The 24,415-nt window shown below is 30.0% G+C and carries 22 protein-coding genes, 6 tRNA genes and 1 pseudogene; 17 read left to right on the top strand and 12 right to left on the bottom strand.

The window, feature by feature from the left end:
• Positions 1-12: 12 nt before the first annotated feature.
• From PXD04_RS13280 to PXD04_RS13270, 3 genes are all read right to left on the bottom strand, one after another.
• Positions 13-1,185 (bottom strand): tRNA (guanine(10)-N(2))-dimethyltransferase, encoded by a 1,173-nt coding sequence (locus PXD04_RS13280; protein ID WP_323737343.1) that lies wholly within the window; start codon positions 1,183-1,185, stop codon positions 13-15.
• 236 nt (positions 1,186-1,421) lie between these two features.
• A complete protein-coding gene (locus tag PXD04_RS13275; protein ID WP_323737432.1) occupies positions 1,422-1,856 on the bottom strand; it encodes an IS200/IS605 family accessory protein TnpB-related protein in 435 nt (144 codons plus the stop codon).
• A 10-nt stretch (positions 1,857-1,866) separates the two neighbouring features.
• On the bottom strand, positions 1,867-2,751 hold the full coding sequence (locus tag PXD04_RS13270) for a transposase (RefSeq protein WP_323737342.1): 885 nt from the start codon (positions 2,749-2,751) through the stop codon (positions 1,867-1,869).
• Positions 2,752-3,129: 378 nt separating this feature from the next.
• Here PXD04_RS13270 and PXD04_RS13265 point away from each other — a divergent pair, with 378 nt between their 5' ends.
• Both PXD04_RS13265 and PXD04_RS13260 read left to right on the top strand, forming a co-directional pair.
• Positions 3,130-4,221 carry a DegT/DnrJ/EryC1/StrS family aminotransferase gene (locus tag PXD04_RS13265; protein ID WP_323737341.1) on the top strand — a complete coding sequence of 364 codons (1,092 nt, stop codon included), beginning with the start codon at positions 3,130-3,132 and terminating at the stop codon, positions 4,219-4,221.
• Between the two features lie 52 nt (positions 4,222-4,273).
• Positions 4,274-5,146, top strand: coding sequence for a TIGR00269 family protein (locus PXD04_RS13260; RefSeq protein WP_409988295.1), 873 nt, complete (start codon positions 4,274-4,276; stop codon positions 5,144-5,146).
• On the opposite strand, the gene PXD04_RS13255 is transcribed toward PXD04_RS13260, so the two are convergent.
• The 3 genes from PXD04_RS13255 to comB are packed head-to-tail and all read right to left on the bottom strand — an operon-like array spanning position 5,124 to position 7,406.
• On the bottom strand, positions 5,124-5,339 hold the full coding sequence (locus PXD04_RS13255; protein ID WP_323737339.1) for a DUF1922 domain-containing protein: 216 nt from the start codon (positions 5,337-5,339) through the stop codon (positions 5,124-5,126). The two genes, PXD04_RS13260 and PXD04_RS13255, sit on opposite strands and share 23 nt — an antisense overlap.
• Before the next feature lie 15 nt (positions 5,340-5,354).
• Positions 5,355-6,689 (bottom strand): TraB/GumN family protein, encoded by a 1,335-nt coding sequence (locus PXD04_RS13250; protein WP_323737338.1) that lies wholly within the window; start codon positions 6,687-6,689, stop codon positions 5,355-5,357.
• A gap of 12 nt (positions 6,690-6,701) precedes the next feature.
• Complete coding sequence (comB, locus tag PXD04_RS13245) at positions 6,702-7,406, bottom strand: 2-phosphosulfolactate phosphatase (protein ID WP_323737337.1); 705 nt, start codon at positions 7,404-7,406, stop codon at positions 6,702-6,704.
• Between the two features lie 260 nt (positions 7,407-7,666).
• Here comB and PXD04_RS13240 point away from each other — a divergent pair, with 260 nt between their 5' ends.
• The 14 genes and pseudogenes from PXD04_RS13240 to comE all read left to right on the top strand — a co-directional run bounded on the left by PXD04_RS13240 (position 7,667) and on the right by comE (position 22,385).
• Positions 7,667-8,647 (top strand): hypothetical protein, encoded by a 981-nt coding sequence (locus tag PXD04_RS13240; protein WP_323737336.1) that lies wholly within the window; start codon positions 7,667-7,669, stop codon positions 8,645-8,647.
• A gap of 294 nt (positions 8,648-8,941) precedes the next feature.
• The gene (locus PXD04_RS13235) at positions 8,942-10,363 is read left to right on the top strand and encodes a hypothetical protein (RefSeq protein WP_323737335.1); all 1,422 of its coding nucleotides are present in this window, start codon (positions 8,942-8,944) and stop codon (positions 10,361-10,363) included.
• 361 nt (positions 10,364-10,724) lie between these two features.
• Complete coding sequence (locus tag PXD04_RS13230) at positions 10,725-10,985, top strand: hypothetical protein (protein WP_323737334.1); 261 nt, start codon at positions 10,725-10,727, stop codon at positions 10,983-10,985.
• Between the two features lie 217 nt (positions 10,986-11,202).
• Positions 11,203-12,519: pseudogene (locus tag PXD04_RS13225) on the top strand (hypothetical protein).
• Between the two features lie 318 nt (positions 12,520-12,837).
• Positions 12,838-13,152 (top strand): hypothetical protein, encoded by a 315-nt coding sequence (locus PXD04_RS13220; protein WP_323737333.1) that lies wholly within the window; start codon positions 12,838-12,840, stop codon positions 13,150-13,152.
• The gene (locus tag PXD04_RS13215; RefSeq protein WP_323737332.1) at positions 13,137-14,045 is read left to right on the top strand and encodes a methanogenesis marker 7 protein; all 909 of its coding nucleotides are present in this window, start codon (positions 13,137-13,139) and stop codon (positions 14,043-14,045) included. Before PXD04_RS13220 ends, PXD04_RS13215 begins: the two co-directional genes overlap by 16 nt.
• 148 nt (positions 14,046-14,193) lie before the next feature.
• Positions 14,194-15,054 (top strand): Mrp/NBP35 family ATP-binding protein, encoded by an 861-nt coding sequence (locus tag PXD04_RS13210; RefSeq protein ID WP_323737331.1) that lies wholly within the window; start codon positions 14,194-14,196, stop codon positions 15,052-15,054.
• A gap of 256 nt (positions 15,055-15,310) precedes the next feature.
• A complete protein-coding gene (locus PXD04_RS13205; protein ID WP_323737330.1) occupies positions 15,311-15,559 on the top strand; it encodes a DnaJ domain-containing protein in 249 nt (82 codons plus the stop codon).
• Positions 15,560-16,112: 553 nt separating this feature from the next.
• Positions 16,113-16,733 (top strand): archaeal proteasome endopeptidase complex subunit beta, encoded by a 621-nt coding sequence (gene psmB / locus PXD04_RS13200; RefSeq protein WP_323737329.1) that lies wholly within the window; start codon positions 16,113-16,115, stop codon positions 16,731-16,733.
• Positions 16,734-17,088: 355 nt separating this feature from the next.
• On the top strand, positions 17,089-18,996 hold the full coding sequence (locus PXD04_RS13195; protein WP_323737328.1) for a beta-CASP ribonuclease aCPSF1: 1,908 nt from the start codon (positions 17,089-17,091) through the stop codon (positions 18,994-18,996).
• A 128-nt stretch (positions 18,997-19,124) separates the two neighbouring features.
• Positions 19,125-20,150, top strand: coding sequence for a phosphoribosylformylglycinamidine cyclo-ligase (gene purM, locus PXD04_RS13190; RefSeq protein ID WP_323737327.1), 1,026 nt, complete (start codon positions 19,125-19,127; stop codon positions 20,148-20,150).
• A gap of 13 nt (positions 20,151-20,163) precedes the next feature.
• Positions 20,164-21,195: an L-sulfolactate dehydrogenase gene (gene comC / locus PXD04_RS13185; RefSeq protein WP_323737326.1), complete on the top strand. Its 1,032-nt coding sequence runs from the start codon at positions 20,164-20,166 to the stop codon at positions 21,193-21,195.
• A gap of 109 nt (positions 21,196-21,304) precedes the next feature.
• Complete coding sequence (gene comD, locus PXD04_RS13180) at positions 21,305-21,829, top strand: sulfopyruvate decarboxylase subunit alpha (RefSeq protein WP_323737431.1); 525 nt, start codon at positions 21,305-21,307, stop codon at positions 21,827-21,829.
• The gene (gene comE / locus PXD04_RS13175) at positions 21,816-22,385 is read left to right on the top strand and encodes a sulfopyruvate decarboxylase subunit beta (RefSeq protein ID WP_323737325.1); all 570 of its coding nucleotides are present in this window, start codon (positions 21,816-21,818) and stop codon (positions 22,383-22,385) included. Before comD ends, comE begins: the two co-directional genes overlap by 14 nt.
• Positions 22,386-22,452: 67 nt before the next feature.
• Here comE and PXD04_RS13170 read toward each other — a convergent pair.
• From PXD04_RS13170 to PXD04_RS13145, 6 genes are all read right to left on the bottom strand, one after another.
• Positions 22,453-22,527: transfer RNA gene (locus tag PXD04_RS13170), tRNA-Glu, on the bottom strand.
• Between the two features lie 38 nt (positions 22,528-22,565).
• Positions 22,566-22,640: transfer RNA gene (locus PXD04_RS13165), tRNA-His, on the bottom strand.
• A gap of 27 nt (positions 22,641-22,667) precedes the next feature.
• Positions 22,668-22,751: transfer RNA gene (locus PXD04_RS13160), tRNA-Leu, on the bottom strand.
• Positions 22,752-22,861: 110 nt separating this feature from the next.
• Positions 22,862-22,936: transfer RNA gene (locus PXD04_RS13155), tRNA-Glu, on the bottom strand.
• Positions 22,937-22,958: 22 nt separating this feature from the next.
• Positions 22,959-23,032: transfer RNA gene (locus PXD04_RS13150), tRNA-Ile, on the bottom strand.
• Positions 23,033-23,043: 11 nt separating this feature from the next.
• Positions 23,044-23,116 (bottom strand) — tRNA-Asn (locus PXD04_RS13145).
• 253 nt (positions 23,117-23,369) lie between these two features.
• On the opposite strand from PXD04_RS13145, the gene PXD04_RS13140 reads away from it, so the two are divergent.
• On the top strand, positions 23,370-24,380 hold the full coding sequence (locus tag PXD04_RS13140; protein ID WP_323737324.1) for a radical SAM protein: 1,011 nt from the start codon (positions 23,370-23,372) through the stop codon (positions 24,378-24,380).
• Positions 24,381-24,415: the final 35 nt, after the last annotated feature.

The raw sequence follows: 24,415 nt of genomic DNA, 5'->3' as shown, positions 1-24,415 counted from the left end.
TAATAATACTATTCACACTTCCTTACCCAATTTTTCTTCCTTAATTTTAATAATTAATTCTTTCAATTCATCAAGTGGCATATCAGTTCTCATCCCAGTCAATTTAAAATGAGTTCTGGAAATAAAATATCCCCTATCACGTATCTCATCAATAACATCATTCATTTTAGGAGAACTAATTTTTAAAGATTTACAAATTTTATGAATATCATAAAAAGTTATAGGACCCTCTGATTCATCCAAACATAGATTAAACAGTTTCAACAAATCCTCTTTCTTGTTTAATTGTAATTCATCAGTAGTTTCAATCATATTTTTAATAAACTCCTTATCAGATATATGTCCTAACCATAATGGTCCAGCAACAACATATTTTTCACCACACACAGGACAAGTATCTTCTACTGGAGGAACATAACCTTTAAATGACTGTCTATGCAAACAATGAGGACAATGAGCAATAAACCCAATATTTTCTAACGACCTATTAGTGGCTTTACCCCCACGTTTTACAGTAGCATAAATTCTCATATAATGCTCAGTACTATGAGAAAATAATACATGCATATACTTCTGGTTAACTGCCAAATTACGAGCAATAAATGCCAACAATATCCTTATACCATTTTCATGACAATACTCCGTTTTCTGAGGTTCCGCACCATATTTCCTGATACAAGGATCATGGTAAGTTCCACATAAAGCAGAAGTATCTGTTGCACTAATACAAATCAAACCACCAGGACGTATGTTAATTGCTGTTGATTGTGTGAACATTGACGGAGTACCAAAAGGATCAATATCCACTACATCAAAAAGACCCTTATTTGACTGAAGCAGAACATTAGCATCATTTTTTTCTACATCAACATTAGTAATTCCATTTAATTTCATATTATTTTTAGCAATCTCAACAGCCAACGGATTTACATCACCTACAAGAACCCTTTCTACACCAGGTATTTCTTTAGAATATCTTGCCCCACGAATACCAGTACCACCAAAAGCATCAAATATAACAATGTCATGATCCAAGGATTTCCGATACTGATTCAAAACCACAACAGAAATATCCCTATTCAATTCCATTACAGGATTATAAAATACTGGTGCCTTAGCAGAAACTTTTTCAAAATCCGGTACTTCTATTTTTACTAATCCCTCTTCAATATAATGAGTATCCATCCTACTTAACTCCTAATTAATTATTAATATTAAATCAATTCACTAGTTTTAATGTTTGAAGAAAATTGCTAATATACTTTAAAGCTGAAAAAATAATAATGAGACTTGGCATAAATTAGTTTCAAGAGAAAAAAAAGTAATACTCGAAAAAATATTAACCNTTTTTTTTTCAAAATGATAACCAGTATTATGTCTTTGTTCAAATCAAATGTAACAATACCCTTTTCTTTTATTGTTTATTTTTGAAAATAGTCTTGTATTTTTTTGATTTTCCCTGGGGCAGTCCGTGCCCACTTATACAGTCGTTCCTTAGGGAAGTTCTGCTTACTTTTACGAATGATATTACATGCTGCATTGATATCTGCATTTATCAATATTCCAGTGCTTGTTTTATAGAGTCCTCTTTTTATTCGTTTTCCTTTAAATTCATATTCCTCATTTTTTTCTTCATCTGCTTTGTAGGTTGGTAATATGTCGTTGTCTAGGAAACTGCTTTTGCTTGTGTAGGATTCTTCGGTAATAATTAGTTTAATGTCATATTTTTGGCATTGCGTTTCTAATTTGTTTATGAATTTTTTAAAAGCAATTTGTGTGAATATTTGATTTTGTTTTTTTCCCATATCTGTTTCGTATTGGAAGTTTTTGTTGTATCCGAGTATTATGGTTCCTATGTCTTGTTTTTTACATGTATCTATTATGAATTTGGTTGTGTGATCTAGGAAGTTGTCTTTGTATTGCTTTAAATTTGGTGTTAAATTTTTGTAATCGTTTGGATGTTTTTAGTCCCTGTTTGTTTAGTATTGATTGATATTGTGCTGTTTTTTTGCATTTGAAGGCTATTTGATTTTTTAAAAATCGCCCGCCCACAAGATATGGGGTCCCTTCACTTGTAACAATACTTGCAAAATTATTAACACCCAAATCAATACCCATCATCTTACTTTCATCTAAACCTAGAGACTCTTTTTCCATTTGATACGTGAAATTGGCTTTAAACATTTGTCCATTCTTTAATGGTATAATTTCTACCTGTATAATCTTTTTATCACGTATATTTTCAGGAATTCTAATACGTGGTCTGCAATCTTTGGATTTTAACTCTTTTTTATATTCTCTGCTTAAAGGTAATTCAATGTAACCCTGTGCCAATTTTTTCTTGGAAGAAGTTATTGACTCCTTTGATATTATAATATTATGTAAACTGTTATCTCTGGTTTTAGGTTTATTTAATGGTCGTTTATATTCATTATCGATGCTTTTATTTGTTAATGCAACATAAGAATTAAAAGATTCAACATGCTTTTTAATAACATTATTTGCTATATGAGCTTGAATAAGTGAATAATCTTTACTGAATTCAGTTTTAACTTTAGTGATTATTGATTTGAAATTCAACTGTTTAAAATGTTTATCATCAGCACATTTATCTAATTTAGTAGTTTTTATAGCACAATTTCGTAAATCATTTAATTTCAATGAAATATCCACTAAAACATTGAATTGTTTCTTAGAAAGACCTCGAATAAGAGTACTTTGAGTTAAATATATACAATTTTCATCCATCATAATAATCAATACTGCTTATTTCACTCCATTAACTTTAAAACCGAAAAATCAAGAAAAGAATTTCATAAAATAACAATCCTATGACTTCGATAATATAAATTATAGAATAAAAGCTATATAAGTTTAATCCAAGAGCAGCTGGTAAGTAATCAGGGGGGGGTCTTGATAAGTAATATATTTCATATTCATATATACATACGTAACAATCATACTAAAAAAAAGTTTCATCCACATAAAAAGTATTACAAAAACGAATTTATGCCAACACTCATAATATACAAAAAAAATTATTAATTAATAATTAGATATTAAATAAGTAATGAATGATTAATGAAATTAATTCAAGAATGAATACAAAACCTAAGGAAGGGTATCTTTATGATAAATATAGCAAAACCAATAATTAGTAATGAAGAAATAGAAGCAGTTACAGAAGTTCTTAAATCAGGAATGCTTGCACAAGGACCAAAAGTAGCAGAATTTCAGGAAAAATTTGCAAAATATTCTGAATCAAAACATGCAATTGCAACAAGTTCCGGAACAACAGCATTACATACTGCCATTGTTGCAGCAGGAATAGAAGCAGGAGATGAAGTAATTACAACACCATTCACTTTTGCAGCAACATCAAATTCAATATTATACTCTAATGCAAAACCTGTATATGCAGATATTAATCCAGAAACATTTAATCTAAATCCTGAAAAAATTGAAGAAAAAATAACAGATAAAACTAAAGCAATAATACCAGTACATCTTTATGGTCAGCCAGCAGATATGGATCCAATACTTGAAATAGCTGAAAAACATGATTTAAAAGTCATTGAAGATGCTGCACAAGCCCATGGAGCAATATATAAAGGTAAAAAAATAGGTAGTTTAGGTGATTTTGGCTGTTTCAGTTTTTATCCTACTAAAAATATGACCACAGGAGAAGGTGGAATGGTCACAACCAATGATGATGACCTTGCAGAAAAGGCAGGAATGGTACGTGCTCATGGAGAAAGTAAAAGATATGAACAATCATTACTCGGTTACAATTACCGTATGACAGATATTGCTGCTAGCATTGGATTAGTACAACTAAAACACATAGATGAATTTAATAAGAAAAGAAATGAAAATGCAAAATACCTCTCTGAAGGATTAAGTGATGTTAATGGTATAACTACACCAAAAATAGATGATGACGTCACCCATGTATTCCACCAGTACACTATTCGAGTATCCAAGGATAGAGATGCTTTCAAACAATACCTAACCGATAATGAAATTGGAACAGGAGTACATTATCCTATTGTACTATACAAACAACCATATTACCAGAATATTGGACTTACAGGAGATTGTCCTGAAGCAGAACTTGCAGCTAGCCAGGTAATTTCATTACCAGTTCATCCTTCATTAACGACCAGTGAACTGGATACAATTATTGAAACAGTAAAAAAAGGTTCTGAAGAATTATTATAAACATTAACACCCAATTATTCATTCTTTTTACTATTTTTTTAGGAAAACTGTTATTATGAAAATTGAAAAAAATTCATTTAATAAATATGTTGAAGAAAATGTTTTTACCACCATTGAAGAGTATAAACTAATTAATGAAAATGAAAAGATTATGATTGGTGTTTCTGGTGGAAAAGACAGTATTTTAACTCTTCATATGATACATAATTATAGAAAGAAGATGGATTTGAATTTTAATATTGAAGCAGTATGTATCGATGAAGGAATAGCAGGTTATCGTGAAGAAGGAATAAAAACTGCAAGAAAAAATTGTGAAAAACTAGATATACCTTTAACTGTTTATTCATTTAAAAAGGAATGGAATTATTCATTAGATGAAATACATAATTTATATAAAAGTACTTGTATGCCTTGTGGTGTTTATAGAAGATATTTATTAAATAAAATTTCTGATGAACATGAATGTGATAAAATAGCTACAGGACATAACATGGATGATGAAATTCAATCATTCCTCATGACTTTTGCACGTAATGATCAGAACAAATTCCCTAAGTTTGGACCTAAACTTAGTAAGATTCACGAAAATATGGTACCGCGTATTAAACCATTATGGAGACTTCCAGAGAAAGATGTTGGAATATGGTGTGTGGTTAATAATATTCCTATTCATGATGAAGAATGTCCTTATTCAGTAACATCACTACGTAGTGATGTGAAATCATTATTAAATAGACTTGAAGAAAAACAGAAAGGAACTAAGAATAATATTTTCAAATCATTTATGAAAACATTTACTCTTAAACAAGAAAAAGTTAAATTAAATTCATGCGAAATATGTGGCCAGCCAACTGCTAAAAGTCCTTGTAAAGCTTGTGAAATGACAAAAGAGATAAGTGAACTTATAACTCATCAGCAGTTCTGAAGATTGAACCACCATATATCTCTTCTTGCATGTCCTGCACTCCCTGTATTGCCAAATCTATAGAATCTGCTATTTTTAGTATTCTTCTTTTTTTTACATTTAATGTTTTTCCACATGTACATTTTTTTGTTTTAACGCCCTCTTTTGAGTATAATACTCTTCCACAGTCACAACGATATAATAAATATGCCATATTATCATACTTCCTTCATATGCCTAAAATTGCTTGTAAGTAAGGTAAGAATACATTATTAATTGTTATTAAAACTCCTATTGTACATCCAAGATTTGTACCTAATACTACTAGTATTACCCTAAACAACTTGTTATGCCATAAGTCTCCAAATGATTCAAAGTCTGCTAGTTCATGAAGATCATCAAATCCTACTTTTCGTAATTTTCCTTCAACTATACCTGAAAACCATCCTGCTGCGAGTAACGGGTGTATAACTGTTATTGGTGCTACAAGCATAGCCACTATTGCGGATTGTATTTTTGAACCGGACAATAATGATCCTATAAATGCTCCTCCTCCTGCAAATATTAAATAATTTATTAAACCTCCTTCTATATTAATACCCTGAAAAAATGCTATTATGAATATTAGTATAAAAATTATAGGTATTGAATAAATTATTATTTTTGTTATTGAAAATCTGGATTCTTTGACGTAGCTTAATGTTTCTATATCTGGTATTGTATCAGGATTATTTAAGAATGTTTGTATTCCAGATTTGTGTCCTGCACCCACTACTGCTACTACATTCCTGTTTTCAAGACTTTTAAGATTATATGCCATGTAAGCATCTCTTTCATGTACTAATGCATTATATCCTCCAGGAGAAGCTTCTTTAAAATATCCCATTACTTCTTGTATTGTGTCTTCTTGTTTTAATCGTTCTATTTCTTCTTCGAATGAACCTTCTTCTTCATCATCCCCTGATAAGAAGGATGTTATTAGTTCCCATACAAATGTTAATTTTTCTTTAAATGTCATTCCTTTAATTGTTCTTTTTAATGTAATTTGTATGTTTCTGTCTATTAATGCTATTTCAGCATTTACTTCTTGTGCTATTTTTGCTGCTTCTAACATTTCTGAACCTGGTTTAACACCTACGTCATCACCCATTTTCCTTTGTGTGTGTGCTAGGAATGTAGTTACTAATGTTACTACTAAATTTGATGATTTGAGTAGTGATTTTAGGTCAAATTTTTCTTCTTGTTTTATTCCATAACTTTCATTCACTAATGTTTGGTATCTTCCCGTGTCTAATTCAATTGCTACTATTTCAGGTTTTTTATCATAAATTGTTTCTCTTACAGTATCTATGCTTTTTTCTGATATGTGTGCTGTTCCTACTATTTCAAGTGATGGTTCTAGTATAGGTTCTATTATTTCTGATTCTTCAACAATTTCATCTTCGTTAAATGATTCATCTGTTTGTTCGGGAAGGATAATATCTTCTTCTTTTTCATCATTTTTCGGATACACTCTTGTTATAGGTGGTAGTTTATAGTTTCTTTCATCGTAATTTTCGTTCATGTTATCACATGCTCATATTAGTATTATTTTACCATCAATAAATGAGGGTACATTTTTTGTTGTATTTATTGATTTGCTAATTTCAATATCTTCAAATGCACCTAATTCTTTCAGTCTTGTTGCACTTTCAGAGGAATCTATTAAATTTTTAGATACTTCTTCATCATTAGATATCATGTATGCTACTTGTGCTGATTCTGTTAATTCTAAGGATATATCTTCTTTTTCAGCTATTTTTATTATTTCTTTGATTATTATTCCTGCTCCGACACAATCTTCTATAGTGAATTTTTGTTTTCTTCCTGCCATAATCAAGTTTATTTCATTATCTGCTAAGTCTAATGCTTTATGAGCTACTGCACTTGCATTTATTGCTGTTCCTATTAATATTTTGGTATTTTTATCATTTTCTTGTACATTATTGATTACTTTTGTCCCATTAGTAGTTTTTAGTACTAATGTTTTTGATGTGAAATCATTTATTGAATGGGGTGAATTTGAAAGATCGAAATTTTCTATTTTTTCAGCATTTTTTTCACCAGCAAGTATTGCTTGAACATTTTGTCTTAATTCAAATGCTTGTTCTTCACTGTTAACTGGTATTACCTCTTCAAATGTGTTTAAAGCTAGAGTTATTGTTGTACTAGCTCTCAGTAAATCTATTATTATTGCCACATCGTTTGTATCGGAATTATATAGTGTAACATTTATTTTCATTAAATCACTAAATTATTTTTGTGTATGTCTTATATACTATTATATTATTATTTGTATTATTTCAATAGTTTTATCATTACTAATAAAGATGTAGTCAGAATGTGTGGTGATGAATTTTCAGTTACTTTTTAGCAAAAAAGTAATACTTTTTTAATTCTTTTTAAATGTTAATTTTTACTAGTTTTATTCGCCCCTTGGGGCGTGTTTTAAAAAATAAGCGATAATAAAGTTTTTATAGTAAAAAGGAGAGATATTATATTATGAAAGTACAAAATAACTCTCCTATTATTAATTATGTTGGTCATCAACTTAAACTTGACGGTTTTTTTAGTGAACCATTGGTTGATGTTATTAGAAAAGATAATACTGATGATGAATGTGTAAATTTATTATCTGTTGATTGTAAAGATTTGATTGTAGATTATTTGGATAATTATTTTGATGATGATCTTCCAGTTTCCTGTGCTGAGGATTATGTGAAATCTAAGCTATCTCGGATTGCGGATAATTTGAAAGTTTTTGAAACTAAAGATGGTGTTGTTTTTACTCAATTTAGGAGTTATTGTCCTCATTGTGGTTCTAAACATGTTGTTGAAGATGGTTATTATCCTAAAAAGCTTGTTTTAAATGTTTTTGGTAATGTTGATGCTCGTATTAAACGTTATGAATGTCGTAATTGTGGTAAAGGTTTTTCTGCAGATATTAGCAGTGTAGTTGATAGAAAATTCAGTGTTTCCAAGCGTATTATGAAGATAATACAGAATTATTATGCTATTTGTGGTACTCCCGTTCGTAGAATACAGGAGATCATGAAAAGAATACATAATGTATGCGTATCTTATCAGGAAGTACAGGACATTATAGTCGATTATATTATTAAATATGAGTCTAATTTGGAAACTTATTCTGGATATTATGTGTTTGATAGTTTATGGGTTAAAATAGATGAAATTAGTGATAATTATGTTTATTTCTTTGCATTATTTGATGTACATCATAGAACATTGGTGGATTATAAAATAGTTGAAGAAGAAAATAGTACGGAAGTTTATAATTTCTTACGAAATGCTACTCTTAATCAACCCCGTAAAGCAATTACAACTGACTTACATATTGCTTATCGAAAACCAATACAAGATTTAGGATTCAAACACCAATTTTGTGAATTCCACACCAAACAAAACGTGGTTGTTCAGAATCCGGTTGATACTTTTTTAAAACAACAATTTAAATATTCTTAAATTTAAATTAAATAATTATTTAGTTTTTATTTAATATATAAAAAATGATAAACTTCTTTTTTCTAAAATTAATTAAAATAAAAGCTTGATTAATTAAATTAATAGTTTTAAAATACTTTTAATTAAATAGGTTCTATAAATGTTTAATTGATATAAAAAGAAAGATTTAAGCTTAAATTTTAATAATCCGAGATATACTATGTTTATTATATAATATGCTCCCGATTATTTTATTATTTCTTAAAATAAGCTCATAAAATAGTATATATAGGATGTGGAGTAATATATACTATTATGAAACAAACTCTCAACTCCACTGAAGATAATATGTTTGAACTTGATATTATTTTTTGTGGTAAAACTAATGAAGTTCAAGTTTATGAAGATTGTCAAACACGTGTTTTTGAAGATATTATTGATATAGCTTTACAAGAAGGCCTACCAGTACGTGTTATTAAACGTAATCCTATTTGTAAGGTCTGTAAAAAACCATTAGCGTGTAATGGTACTAAAAGTATTCGATTAAATAAAAATGTGGAAGTTAAATATCAAAAATATATTCATAATCAGTGTGAAAAAAGCAGTTGTATAAGCTCCCTTATTAAGTTTAAAGATAAATTCTGTAGTTATATGAGAAGTATCTGTAATAAAGGAATAATAAAATCATTAATTGGATATTCATCATATCAAAATAAAAAAGAAAGTATTTATGATCAGTATGAAGTACAGATACCACGTAACACTATTTTATATCATGAACAAAAATGTACTAATGACTTACTGAATTATCTGGCATCACAACAATATCAAAAAATTAAAGAAATGAACATACAACCCTCAGGAGTTTATTCATATGACGAACAGTACGTTTTTATTAAAAGAAAACTCTACCTACGGATGACATTAATAGATTATCTGAATAAACTCATAATGTACGAATACATAGTAGCCCAGGACGAATTTAATGATAACACTATACAAAACTTCTTAGAAACAGCAATAAACACCCAACCACTCAAAGCAATAATAACCGATGGAAGAAAAAGCTACAAAACAATAATAGAAGCAACCGGAGCAATACACCACAGATGCTACTTCCACTTAATGAAAAACCTAATGACACCACTAAACAAACACACCAACAAAATACGAAGAAAAAACAAAACAATAGAAGAACAAATCAACAGTAAAACAACAAAAATAAAAAACATAGAACAAAACAAAAAGAAATACGCCGGACGCATACCTTTAAAAGATAAAAAAACAAACACACAAATACAAAAAATTAAAACACTAACAAAAGCAATATCCACACACAAAAAAGAAATACGACAAAACAATAAACAACTAAAGAAAATACAATATGACATAGAACGCATACAAAAAATATTCACAGCAAAAACATACAAAGAAGCCAAAAGACGATTCAACACCATACACAACCAAAAAAAAGGAATAAACAAACACATAACAAAATTTCTAGAAAAAATCAAACCCGAACTAGAAACCATGTTAAACCACTTGCTTGATGAAGAAATACCAGCAACCAACAACACAGTAGAAAACTACTACCGAACCACACTACCCCGAAGCCAAAAAAGAATCTATAAAACACTACAAGGACTCAAAAAAGCAATAAAAATAGCACAAATACGCTGGACACACCGCAACGTACTAAAAGAAACAGACAACATAGATCTAAACACATACATCTAAAAAAAAATCCCAAAACAACACTAAATTTATAAGCCCCTAATTAACTGCACACAATAACTCTCTCTCAAAACTACACAAAAACAAACAACAATAAAAACAAAACGAAACAAAGAACACACTCTTTTTTGTAAATAAACCCAATCATACACTCTAAAAACACACAACTTCAAACACAAAAAAGAAAAATCAGAACCAAACATCAACCGGATTCTGAACAACCACACAAAACATCAACAAATACTTATATAATCATGTAAAAGAGAACAATATCTCAAAAAAGACTCATAAGGAATATAAAAAATATTTAGAAGAAATTTATCAAATTTATGAATCAAACAATAGATTTGAAGTTTTAGATATATTGGATAATCTCTCTGGTAGGCGTGAAGAGTTTCCGGATGTTATTAATGAGATTATTGATAAAAAGATTCGTCCTTATTCTCGTTATTTAACTATGTTTCTTGAAGATAGTTTTATTGAACGTACTAGTAATTGGATTGAACGTATTTTTGGTGATTTAGCACCTAAATCTTTAAAAAATAAATTTAAAACATTACGAGGATTTTTATCTAGACTAAATTTGAAGCTTAAAAGATGGGATTCTCGAAACGCAATTTTATGATGGAAAAGGTAACTTCACCACACATTTTGACAACACCTAATAAAGATGTAGTCAGAATGTGTGGTGATGAATTTTCAGTTACTTTTTAGCAAAAAAGTAATACTTTTTTAATTCTTTTTAAATGTTAATTTTTACTAGTTTTATTCGCCCCTTGGGGCGTGTTTTAAAAAATAAGCGATAATAAAGTTTTTATAGTAAAAAGGAGAGATATTATATTATGAAAGTACAAAATAACTCTCCTATTATTAATTATGTTGGTCATCAACTTAAACTTGACGGTTTTTTTAGTGAACCATTGGTTGATGTTATTAGAAAAGATAATACTGATGATGAATGTGTAAATTTATTATCTGTTGATTGTAAAGATTTGATTGTAGATTATTTGGATAATTATTTTGATGATGATCTTCCAGTTTCCTGTGCTGAGGATTATGTGAAATCTAAGCTATCTCGGATTGCGGATAATTTGAAAGTTTTTGAAACTAAAGATGGTGTTGTTTTTACTCAATTTAGGAGTTATTGTCCTCATTGTGGTTCTAAACATGTTGTTGAAGATGGTTATTATCCTAAAAAGCTTGTTTTAAATGTTTTTGGTAATGTTGATGCTCGTATTAAACGTTATGAATGTCGTAATTGTGGTAAAGGTTTTTCTGCAGATATTAGCAGTGTAGTTGATAGAAAATTCAGTGTTTCCAAGCGTATTATGAAGATAATACAGAATTATTATGCTATTTGTGGTACTCCCGTTCGTAGAATACAGGAGATCATGAAAAGAATACATAATGTATGCGTATCTTATCAGGAAGTACAGGACATTATAGTCGATTATATTATTAAATATGAGTCTAATTTGGAAACTTATTCTGGATATTATGTGTTTGATAGTTTATGGGTTAAAATAGATGAAATTAGTGATAATTATGTTTATTTCTTTGCATTATTTGATGTACATCATAGAACATTGGTGGATTATAAAATAGTTGAAGAAGAAAATAGTACGGAAGTTTATAATTTCTTACGAAATGCTACTCTTAATCAACCCCGTAAAGCAATTACAACTGACTTACATATTGCTTATCGAAAACCAATACAAGATTTAGGATTCAAACACCAATTTTGTGAATTCCACACCAAACAAAACATCAACAAATACTTATATAATCATGTAAAAGAGAACAATATCTCAAAAAAGACTCATAAGGAATATAAAAAATATTTAGAAGAAATTTATCAAATTTATGAATCAAACAATAGATTTGAAGTTTTMRWTATWYTRRWTMATCWSTYTGGTAGGCGTGAAGAGTTTCCGGATGTTATTAATGAGATTATTGATAAAAAGATTCGTCCTTATTCTCGTTATTTAACTATGTTTCTTGAAGATAGTTTTATTGAACGTACTAGTAATTGGATTGAACGTATTTTTGGTGATTTAGCACCTAAATCTTTAAAAAATAAATTTAAAACATTACGAGGATTTTTATCTAGACTAAATTTGAAGCTTAAAAGATGGGATTCTCGAAACGCAATTTTATGATGGAAAAGGTAACTTCACCACACATTTTGACAACACCCTAATAAATATAGAAAAAAACTTTTACTAATACAAATATAGTAATAATCAACTAATGGATTAATGATATGATGAAAATTATTACAACTCCCATGTGTGAAGATGTTTTAAGAATATCTGGATTAACGGATTACCAAGTTGTTAAACCTAATGAGATAAAAGATGCTGATTTGGCCATTTTATTATCTGAAACAAAAACAGATATTCCTACATTAAAGATTAAATTAAACACGTACTNCCCAATTATATGAGAGTATTAATGCAATATGTGAAAAGTTTAATTTGAAAGCCAATGATTACATAGTGGATAATATAAAGAAATCTATTAAGAAAAATTCTGAAAAGAAAATGCATAGAGCAAATATTAAAGTGAAAGTTTATAGTAACTTTATTAAAGATACCGTACTAGACATGGGTTATACTGTTTGTGATAATGAATATGATTATGTTGTATGTCCAGATTATTTAGAAAATACTGTGACTAATAAAAAAAACTTAATTATTATACCCTCACATAAAAATGTTTCAACCAATATTATTGAAAGGATTAATGAACGATACAACTTACTGGAGAGAGAATTATGTATGAAACACTAACATATACTGGTGGTATTCATAAAAATTATGAAATTGAAGAATTAATTGAAGATCTTGGTGGGTTTATTTTACAAAAAAATGAATCACAACTAGATATTACATTCACACTTGCAATACCTGCAGAAGATGTTGATAAAGTCGAGATTAAAGCAAAAGAATTACTTGGAGAAGTAGAAATATCTCCCTTAGCTAGTACTGAAATTGCTGTTGTATCTCCTACTCTAGCCAGACAACATCTTCCCCATGCAGCTTGTGATATTGCCGAATATCTTAGAAGATATGGAACAAAAACCAATATGATAGGTCTTGCAAGAGGTGCTGGGAAAGGAATTTCACAGATTAGTAAACCTGAAAAGGATTTGATTGAAGAACATGATCTTGCAATTTTCTCATTGGGTAGTTTTGAAGATTGCATACGTAAAAAAACACACTTATTTGAGGATATAGATATTCCAGTGATTGTTGTTGGAAGTCCTGAATTAGATGCAGAAGAAATAAATGCAAATGCATATGTTTCAGGTTTTGGAAGAATTCCTAGAAGATTGAAACGTGGTGAAAATATTAGGGCTTTAAGGAAATTAGCCGGAATTGCAGAAGAAATTATTGCAAAACAAAAAGAAGATCTTTCAGATGATCCTCTGATAATTTCACCAATAATTGCTAAAATTGGTATTGAACGTAGCGTAGATGAAGTAGCACATATCAATTCTCCTATGGCCATAGTTAGTCAACTTGATGGGGTACGCGTAAAATTACCATATGATGAGTTCCATGAGGAAATTGCTAATGTTGAAGTTGAAGGATATAGATTAGGAGATATTGCTGAAATTAAGAAATCTAAGATGTATGATCACATATTAGTGAAGATATTGCCTGAAACATCTTTAATTTAAATTTTAATCCCCCAACCTTTTTTTATTGTATTATATTATTTAATAAACTTATTTTCCCATATGATAAAATTAATATAGTTAACTTAATTATTCATCATTAAAAAATATAATTATATAGAATTATTGAATTTAATGAAGGAATAATATAATGGCACACGAACATGGCGCAAATTTATCTGATGAAGATAAAAAAGCAATAATGGAACAAAATATTAATATTACCCGTAATTTAGCTAATATTAAATATAAAGTAGCTGTAATGAGTGGTAAAGGTGGAGTTGGAAAATCTACTGTAGCAGTTAACCTTGCACAAGCTTTTAATGCTATGGGTTACAAAACTGCCATATATGATGTTGACATCCACGGACCTAATGTTCCAAAAATGTTAGGAATAGAAAATGAATCATTAAGTGTTAAAGGAAACAAATTAGTACCTGTTGAAACTGATGATGGATTACTTGTTGCATCAATGGCATTTCTTATTGAAAGTAACGGTTCACCAATTATATGGAGAGGACCACAAAAAACTGGTGCAATAAAACAATTAATATCTGATGTTGCTTGGGGTAACATTGATGTTATGATATTTGATAATCCTCCAGGAACTGGAGACGAACCTTTAACAGTCCTTCAGATGATACCTGATTTAGATGCTGCCGTTATGGTAACAACCCCTAGTTCTGTATCAGAAGAGGATGTAATTAAATGTGTTGGTATGACCAGGATGTTAAATATTAAAAATATAGGGTTAGTAGAAAACATGTCATACTTTGAATGTCCACATTGTGATGAAAAAATTAATTTATTTGGAGACTGTAAAGGCAAAGATTTTGCTGCAGCAATGGATGTTGACTTCTTAGGAGACTTACCTTTCAGAACAAAAGTATCCGAATCTGCTGACAAATATGAAGTACCAATAGTAAAATCAGAACCAGAATCACAAGCAGCACAGGGTTTCTTTGATGTTGCTAAAGAAATTGAATCCAAATACTTTAATAAAGATGAATAATTTTTTCATCCGACTATTTTTTTTAAATAACCTGACTATATGAATATCTTTTTTTTGAATTTTTTCTGTGTAATTATTTATTTTTGATATAATTGTCAATTTTTCCAAAATAACTTTATGATAATGAATATATACATCTTCAAGAAATATTCAAAAATATTTAATAAAAATTAATGATAATGAAATTAATTAGTAAATAGATATACTATAACATTTAACAAAATATAATATATCATAAAAATATGAGGAAAATAAAATGGTGAAATACGTACCTGATTATTATAAAATATTAAAAATTAATACCAATGCAAATAAAAAAACTATTAAACAAGCTTATAAAAGATTATCTAAAAAATATAGTCCAGAAAATAATAAATCAAATCGTTCACAGAAAATGTATAAACTAATACAGGATGCATATATAGTTTTATCAGATGATAAAAAAAGAAAAAAATATGATAAAATCCTAAACAATACTAATAATAAATCTGAAAAAAAAAGTTAATGTTAAAAAAGCAGCGAATTTAGCTAGTGATATAAAAGATAATTATGATCTCATTTCCAGATTATTCAATTTTGGTACTAATGCAATGAAGGGAAAAGGATTGTTAACAGGTACTAATATCATTATTGGTAGTGCTATGGCAGGTTATGGAATTAAAAAAGGCCGTGATTATATGGCTAACCGAAAAAGAAAAAATCAATAGTTATATTTAATTAAGGAGATTAATAATATTCATTAAGCAACCACAATACTTTTTCATATGAATTAATTTTGATAATTCCTCTTTTTTCTATATAATCCTCTTTTGTTCCCTTGTATTTAATCATGTTATATGAATTATTTTCCATAATTTTTTTTTAGATGCCTTAAAGAGTCAGCATATTACTTTTTAATAGAAAACCTAAAATATGTTATATCAAAAAATATTTTAATTACCAAAGGTTATATAATATAGAAGAACATATAATATAATTATAAAAAAATAAAATAAAAAAATCAAAAATTTATAATAATTTAATAATTTTAAAAAAAAATAAATTGGAGGTAAAATAAAATGAAACCAACAGATAAAGATGTTAAAGGAACAACTACCGTAGGCTTTGTTTGTAAAGATGGAGTAGTAATAGCAACAGAAACAAGAGCAACCATGGGTGGATTAGTTGCAAACAAAGGCGCAGACAAACTATTCCAATTAGATGATAAAATCGGAGCAACAATAGCAGGTACAGTATCACATGCACAATCATTAATGGACGTTATAAAAGCAGAAATAGCATTATACAAATTAAGAAACGAAAAAGACATGTCCATAGATGCAGTAGCAGTATTAACAAGTAACATACTAAAATCAGGACCATACTATGTGCAAACAATAATAGGTGGAGTAGACCAAAATGGTCCAAAATTATACTCTTTAGACCCAAGTGGAAGTTACATGGAAGATAAATGTACATCAACAGGTTCTGGATCACCATATGCATTCGGAGTATTAGAAGACAGATACAACGAAGATTTAACAGTTGAAGAAGGAAAAAAAGTTGCAATAAAAGCAATAACTTCAGCAATGGAAAGAGATGTATACAGTGGAAACAGTTATCGTTTAGCAACCATCACAGAGAAAGGAATGAAAATATACACCCCTGAAGAAATTGCAGAAATTAAAGAGGATATGTAAATATCCTCAAAAAACACCCTAATTTTAAAACATTAAATACTTTTATATATAACCTAAAACATAAAAATTAATAGTTATTTTTAAACTATTTTATATTAGTTCGACTATAAGTCAAGAAGATAATATTATTTTTAATTCCAAAATTAGCAAATTAATAATAGGAATAAAAATAGGATAAATGATTCATAATTAATTAAAACTATTTATTAATGAATTAATATTAAACACGAATACAATTTCAAGAAAAGAATTTTTCTAAATTGTTAAACTTATTATAATAAATTCAAATTTCACAAAATTAACAACATAAATCATTCTTTCAACGATTAAAAAAGAATATAAACGAGGAAATTATATGAACACAATGATTGATGAAATCAAAGAGAGAATAATTGAACGTTTACCTGAAAAAGTTAAACTTGCTAAAGTTGAATTTGAAGGACCAGAAATCGTTATATACACAAAAAATCCTGAAATCATCAAAGACAATGGAAGTTTAATAAGAGATTTAGCAAAAGATATAAGAAAAAGAATAATAATCCGATCAGATAAATCAGTTCTAACCGAACCACAAGAAACAATCACTAAAATTGAAGAAATAGTTCCTGTAGAAGCAGAAATCACAGACATATCCTTTGATGAAGTAACAAACGAAGTAATAATAGAATCAAAAAAACCTGGATTAGTAATAGGAAAATATGGAACAACCTCACGTGAAATTGTAAAACAAACAGGATGGGCACCAAAAATACTTAGAACACCACCAGTTGCTTCAGAAACTGTGCAAAGAATTAGACTAACAATGAAAAGAAACAGTAAAGAACGAAAAGAATTTTTACAAGAATTAGGTAAGAAAATACACAGAGAAGCAAGATTTGACAATGACTGGGTACGACTAACTTCCCTAGGTGGATTCAGAGAAGTAGGAAGATCATGTTTATTCCTACAAACACCTAACAGTAAAGTAATACTTGATTGTGGAGTAAACGTAGCAGGAATAGATGAAAAAACTGCATTCCCATACCTAAATGTACCCGAATTCAATTTAAACACACTAGATGCAGTAATTGTAACCCACGCCCACCTTGACCACACAGGATTTGTACCATACTTATACCACTATGGATACGAAGGACCAACATACTGTACCACACCAACAAGGGACATGATGACACTTCTACAACAAGACCATCTGGATATATCACACAGAGAAGACAAACCCTTACCATTCAACATAAAAGATGTGAAAGAAACAATAAAAAGAACAATAACCTTAGACTACGGAGAAGTAACAGACATCTCACCAGACATAAGATTAACATTACACAATGCAGGACACATCGTAGGATCAGCAATGGCCCACCTCCACATAGGAGATGGAAAACATAACTTCGTATATACCGGTGACTTTAAAAACGAAAAAAGTAGATTATTAGAACCATCAGTAACCCGATTCCCTAGAATAGAATCAATGGTCATGGAAAGTACCTATGGTGGACATGAAGATGTAACACCAACACGTAACACTGCAGAAAAAGAATTAATAAAAAGTATATACGGAACTCTTAACAATGGAGGAAAAGTACTAATTCCAGTATTTGCAGTAGGAAGAGCACAAGAAATAATGATAGTACTAGAAGAATACATAAACCATGGCATACTAAAAGATGTACCAGTATACATAGATGGAATGATATGGGAAGCAACAGCAATACATACAGCACACCCAGAATTCTTAAGCAATGATTTAAGAGACCAAATATTCCATATAGGTAAAAATCCATTTACCTCAGAAGTATTCAGAAAAGTAACAAGCAATGAACAAAGAAGAAAACTCATAGACAGCAAAGAACCATGTGTAATCCTATCCACATCAGGTATGCTAACCGGAGGAAACAGTGTAGAATACTTTAAAATGTTATGTGAAGATGAAAAGAACAGCATCATATTCGTAGGATACCAATCAGAAGGATCCTTGGGAAGAAGAATTCAGAGAGGACATAAGGAAGCACCATTAGATGATGATGGAGTAACCAGATTATACCATATCAATCTTGATGTGACAACAATCGATGGATTCAGTGGACACAGTGACCGAAAACAACTAATGGAATATGTAAGAAGATTATCCCCAAAACCTGACAAAATATTAGTATGTCACGGAGATGCATACAAAGCACTTGACTTAGCAAGTAGCATATACCGATCATATAAAATAGAAACAAAAACTCCAATGAACTTGGAAACAACGAGATTACAATAATCTCACAAATATCTTTTTTTAAAAAAATCTAGTTAAAAATATTAAATTATAAAATACAAATAATATAAATAAGATAATACTCTAGGAAATACTTTTTTAACAAAATACTAAATAAAGTAGGTGAAATAATGGTAACATATTCTGAAGCAGGAGTAGACATAAGTTTAGAAGAAAGAACTGTTAAAGCATTAACAGGAGAACTATCAGAAACACTAGAATATAGAAATATAATTAAAAACACCGGCCACTTCGCAGCACTAGTTGATTTTGGAAAACAAGCTATTGCTATGAGTACTGACGGTGTTGGAAGTAAAATATTAATAGCTAATTTAATGAACAAATTTGACACTGTAGGAATAGACTGCATAGCAATGGTAGTTAATGACATATTATGTGTTGGAGCAGAACCAATAGCAATGGTAGACTACTTAGCAGTAGAAGAACCAGACCCAGAAATAGCAAGCCAAATAGGAAAAGGTTTAAAAACTGGTTGTCAACAAGCAAAAATATCCATGATAGGTGGAGAAACAGCATCACTGCCAAAAATAATAAAAGACTTTGATCTAGCCGGAACAGGCATAGGAACAGTTGACAAAGACAAAATAATTACAGGTTCAGAAATAGAAGATGGCGATATAATAATAGGAATAAGCAGTAGTGGAGTACATAGTAACGGATTAAGTTTAGCTAGAAAATCCCTACTAGACATTGCAAAACTTAACGTAGACGACAAACTACCAACAGATGAAACAACAACCGTTGGTGAAGCATTATTAGAACCTACAATAATATATGTAGAACCAATAATGGAATTATTAAATTCAGATGTTAAAGTACATGGATTAGGACATATCACTGGTGGAGGATTCAGCAATCTTAAAAGATTAAACAAGAATATGAGTTATTATATTAACGAATTACCTGAAACATTACCAGTATTCCAAGCAATTCAAGACACAGGAATAGAAAGTAAGGAAATGTACCATGTATTTAATATGGGAATTGGTTTCTGTGTAATTTTAAATAAAGAATACAAAGACAAAGCAATAGAAATACTTAACAAATACCATAACACCACAGTAATCGGTGAAGTAAAAAAAGACGCTGAAAACAAAGTAGTTATTACAGCACGAAACGAAAACATAGAATTATAATGGAGATTACAATATGAAAATTAGCATAGATAATGAAAGAGAATTAATCAGCACAATACTTAAAGCATATGATGTTAAAGATAATGAAGCAACCATAGTAGCAGATGTAATCACAGATGGCGACCTCAAAGGATTTTCAACACATGGATTAGGAAGATTCCCACAATACATTAAAAGTATACAAGCAGGAACCATACGATTAGAAGGTGATTTTGAAATAGAAAAAGAAACAGAATCCTCAGCTATGATTAATGGAAACCATAAATTTGGACATTACGTTACTGTTAAAGCAATGGATCTTGCAATAGAAAAAGCTAGCAAAAATGGAGTAGGTGTAGTGGGTATACATGACAGTAACCATTACGGTATTGCAGGATACTATTCTGACCAGGCATCAGTTCAGGACATGATTGGAATTGTTATCTCAAATACAGAACCGGCTATGGCCCCATTCGGAGGAAAAAAAGCTTTATTAGGAACAAATCCAATCACCATCAGCATACCAACAGACGATATACATAATTATATCTGTGTGGATATGGCAACCAGTATAACTGCAAGAGGAAAATTATTAGAATCCAAAAGAAAAGGTGAAGCAATACCAGAAGGTCTTGCATTAGATAAAGATGGAAAACCTACAACAGACCCTGCAGAAGGACTTGAAGGATCCATATTACCATTTGGTGGATTTAAAGGATATGCTCTTGCATTCATGTTTGAGTTATTAGCTGGTCCACTAGTAGCAGCAGCATGTGGTGTAGATGTACAGGGAACTGCAACTCCTGATGTAATGTGTACAAAAGGAGATTTACTCATAGCAATAGATCCAGAATATTTTGCTGGTTCAATGCAATTTAAATTCTATGTTGACCAATTTGTAAGAGAAATTAGAGAAGAAAATGGTGTTATTCCAGGGGATCGTGAAATAGAAAATATGAACAAAAATATGACAGAGGGTATTCCTGTAGATGAAGCTTTATATAATCAGTTAATTGAAATTGCTGAAGAAAAAGATTTAGATATTACTTCTTTCTTTGAAGAATAAATAAATAAACCATTAACCTCCCACACCATTATTTCATATTATTTTTTAACAATTTATTTTAATTATTATTCATATATTATTAAATTAACATGACATTATTAACATGGTGATTGTATTGGACAGTACTGATGTAATATATGAAGGAATTAAAGATGCAGGTATAAATTTTATTGTAAGTGTACCTTGTGCAAATCTGAAGAAATTACTTAACTTAATAGATGAAGATGATGAAATTAAACATGTCCCCGTAACGCGTGAAGAAGAAGGATTTGGTATTTGTGCAGGAGCATATATGGGTGGAATGAAACCAGCTATTCTTATGCAAAACTCTGGTTTAGGAAATAGTGTAAATGTTCTGGCTTCTCTTATGAAATTATATAAGTTTCCCATTATTATGATTATTAGCCATAGGGGAACTTTTGGTGAAGGAGTTTATGGACAAATACCTATGAGTAAGGCTACTACAAAGGTACTGGATAGTTTAGATATTTCATATTATAAAGTTGAAAATCCTGACGAATCAAGAGAAATTGTTAAGAAGGCTTGGGATTTATCATTTATTTCTGAGGAACCTATAGCATTATTATTTGATATAATGTATTGGAAAAGAGGTGTTTGTTGTGAAGAGATTTGATGTTATTAAAAAGATTGTTGAAACTTTAGATGATGAATCTTTTATTGTATCGAATATTGGTTTTCCTTCAAGGGAATTATTTGGTATTAAGGATAGAAAAACTACTTTTTATATGTCTGGTTCTATGGGTATGGCTACTCCTATTGGTTTAGGTTTGTCTTTAGCTTTGGAAGAAAATGATGATGATAGAAAAGTTGTTGTTATTGATGGTGATGGTTCGCTTCTTATGAATTTTGGAGAACTTGTTACTGTATATGCTCAAAATCCTAGAAATTTAATTATTGCTTTGATTGATAATGAGGCTTATGGTTCAACTGGTTCACAGGAAACGTATAGTTCAAAGATTAACTTATCAGATATTGCAAATAGTATTGGATTTAAGGAAGTGTTCTTCGTTGATGCTAGAAAAAGTGTGGAAGATATTGATATGAGCAATTATGTTGATAGAAATGGTCCTATTTTTGTTCATATTAAGGTTAATCCTGGAAATAGTGATGCACCTATAATTGATTTATCACCATCTAAAATAAAGAACAGGTTTATGAAACAAATCTAATTTTATTTTCTATTTTTTTTTCTATAGATTATGATAAAATTTTTTATAAAATGAGTAAATTGGTAAATGCTCCGACCGGGATTCGAACCCGAGTCTTCGGCTCGAAAGGCCGAAATGATTGGCCGGACTACACTATCGGAGCTACTTACTTAAATAAATTAATTTAATTTATTTTTAAAATGGGGCCGGAGCCGAGAATCGAACCCGAGTCACAGGATCCACAGTCCTGAAGAATAACCACTATCCTACTCCGGCATAACATATTACATATTCCTTCTAGAGTGCGGGAGCAGGGATTCGAACCCTGGTAGGCCTACGCCAACAGGTCCTAAGCCTGTCCCCTTTGGCCAGCTCGGGCACCCCCGCATATAAAATATTGTTTTTTCCGCATACTTTATATAGGAATGTTACGCTTACTATTGTTCTAGAAACTAAAAACATGAATAAATATTATATAAAATAAAAAGTTCTAGAAATGCTCCGACCGGGATTCGAACCCGAGTCTTCGGCTCGAAAGGCCGAAATGATTGGCCGGACTACACTATCGGAGCAATATACTAAATTTTTGTAAAATGGGCCCAATGGGGTTCGAACCCATGGCCGCCCGGTTATGAGCCGGGCGCTCTACCTGGCTAAGCTATGGGCCCAAGTAATATAGCGCCGTCGGCAGGACTTGAACCTGCGACCAATCGGTTAACAGCCGAACGCTCTACCTACTGAGCCACGACGGCACTTCCATCTTACAATAGTTTATTTATAAATAATTATATATAAACTTTCCCATTAAGCTAAATATAGCTTAACAGTTTCAGTACAATATAATATTTGTTTTCATAGTATATATACTTTAAGGTAAAACGAAAAATAAAAAAAGAAAAATAAAATAATAAAACAATAAAAATAAGTACTAAAAAAGTGTTAAATAATTAATAGAATAAAAATTAAAAACTATAATAAGATATCTAAAAAAGGAGTCCAAAAAAAATGGATTTAATAGGAAAAATCAAAAATAAAGAAATATTTGATTTACTTATCGAAGCAGATAAAATAACACGCAAAACTCATGGAAAAAAAGTGACATTAGAACGAGCAATATTCCTTTCATGGTGGTGTGAAAAAGGAGACTGTAAATTCTGTTATATGTCATCACAAAAAGATAGAATAAATAATCCAGACAAAGCAAAACGTCATGTAAAGGGAATATATGCCGAAGCTGAATTAACAAAAAGAATGGGTTGGAATATAGAATTTTTATCCGGAGGATATGGAATATACACCACCCAAGAAATAAAAGAAATATCCGAAACAATATATGACATTACAGACAATCCTGTTTGGTTAAATATAGGTATAACAGATGAATTAGACCAATATGGTGATGAAATAATAGGAGTCACAGGTGCCGTAGAAACAGCTAACCCCAAATTTCATGATGAAATATGTCCAAGTAAATCCATACCCGATATCAAAAATATGCTAAAAACTGCCGGAGAACTGGGATATAAAAAAGCAATAACAATCATAATAGGATTAGGCGAAGAAATAGAACATATTAATGATTTATTTGATCTAATTGAAGAACTAGAAATAGATCGTATAATATTTTATTCATTAAATCCGCATCCTGATACAGCATATCATTTAACACCACAACCTGCATCATTATATTATGCAAGCATAGTTGCAAGTACAAGAATTAGATTCCCAAACATAGAAATAATTACAGGAACCTGGACAGACAACCTTGCAAATATGGGAGTACTGCTTAAAGCAGGAAGTAATGGATTAACAAAATTTCCTTTGTTTAAAATGTACGGAAACCGATTTGGAAAAAGAGTTGAAGAAGAAGTATATTGGGCAGATCGTGAATTAAAAGGAAGTTTTTCGAACATGAACTTATTAAAGAAAGGAAACAACCTTAGACCAGAACTAGAACCTTACATCCAGAGATATATTGATATGTGTTATGATAACTTAGATATTAAAAGAATTTAAATTAAAAAACATAACCAAAGAAAAAAATATAAAAA

This window comes from Methanosphaera sp. ISO3-F5, assembly GCF_034480035.2.
In the GTDB taxonomy this organism is placed as follows: domain Archaea; phylum Methanobacteriota; class Methanobacteria; order Methanobacteriales; family Methanobacteriaceae; genus Methanosphaera.
Note: the sequence above shows the minus strand (reverse complement) of the source record. Positions and strands in the feature narration are given on the sequence as shown.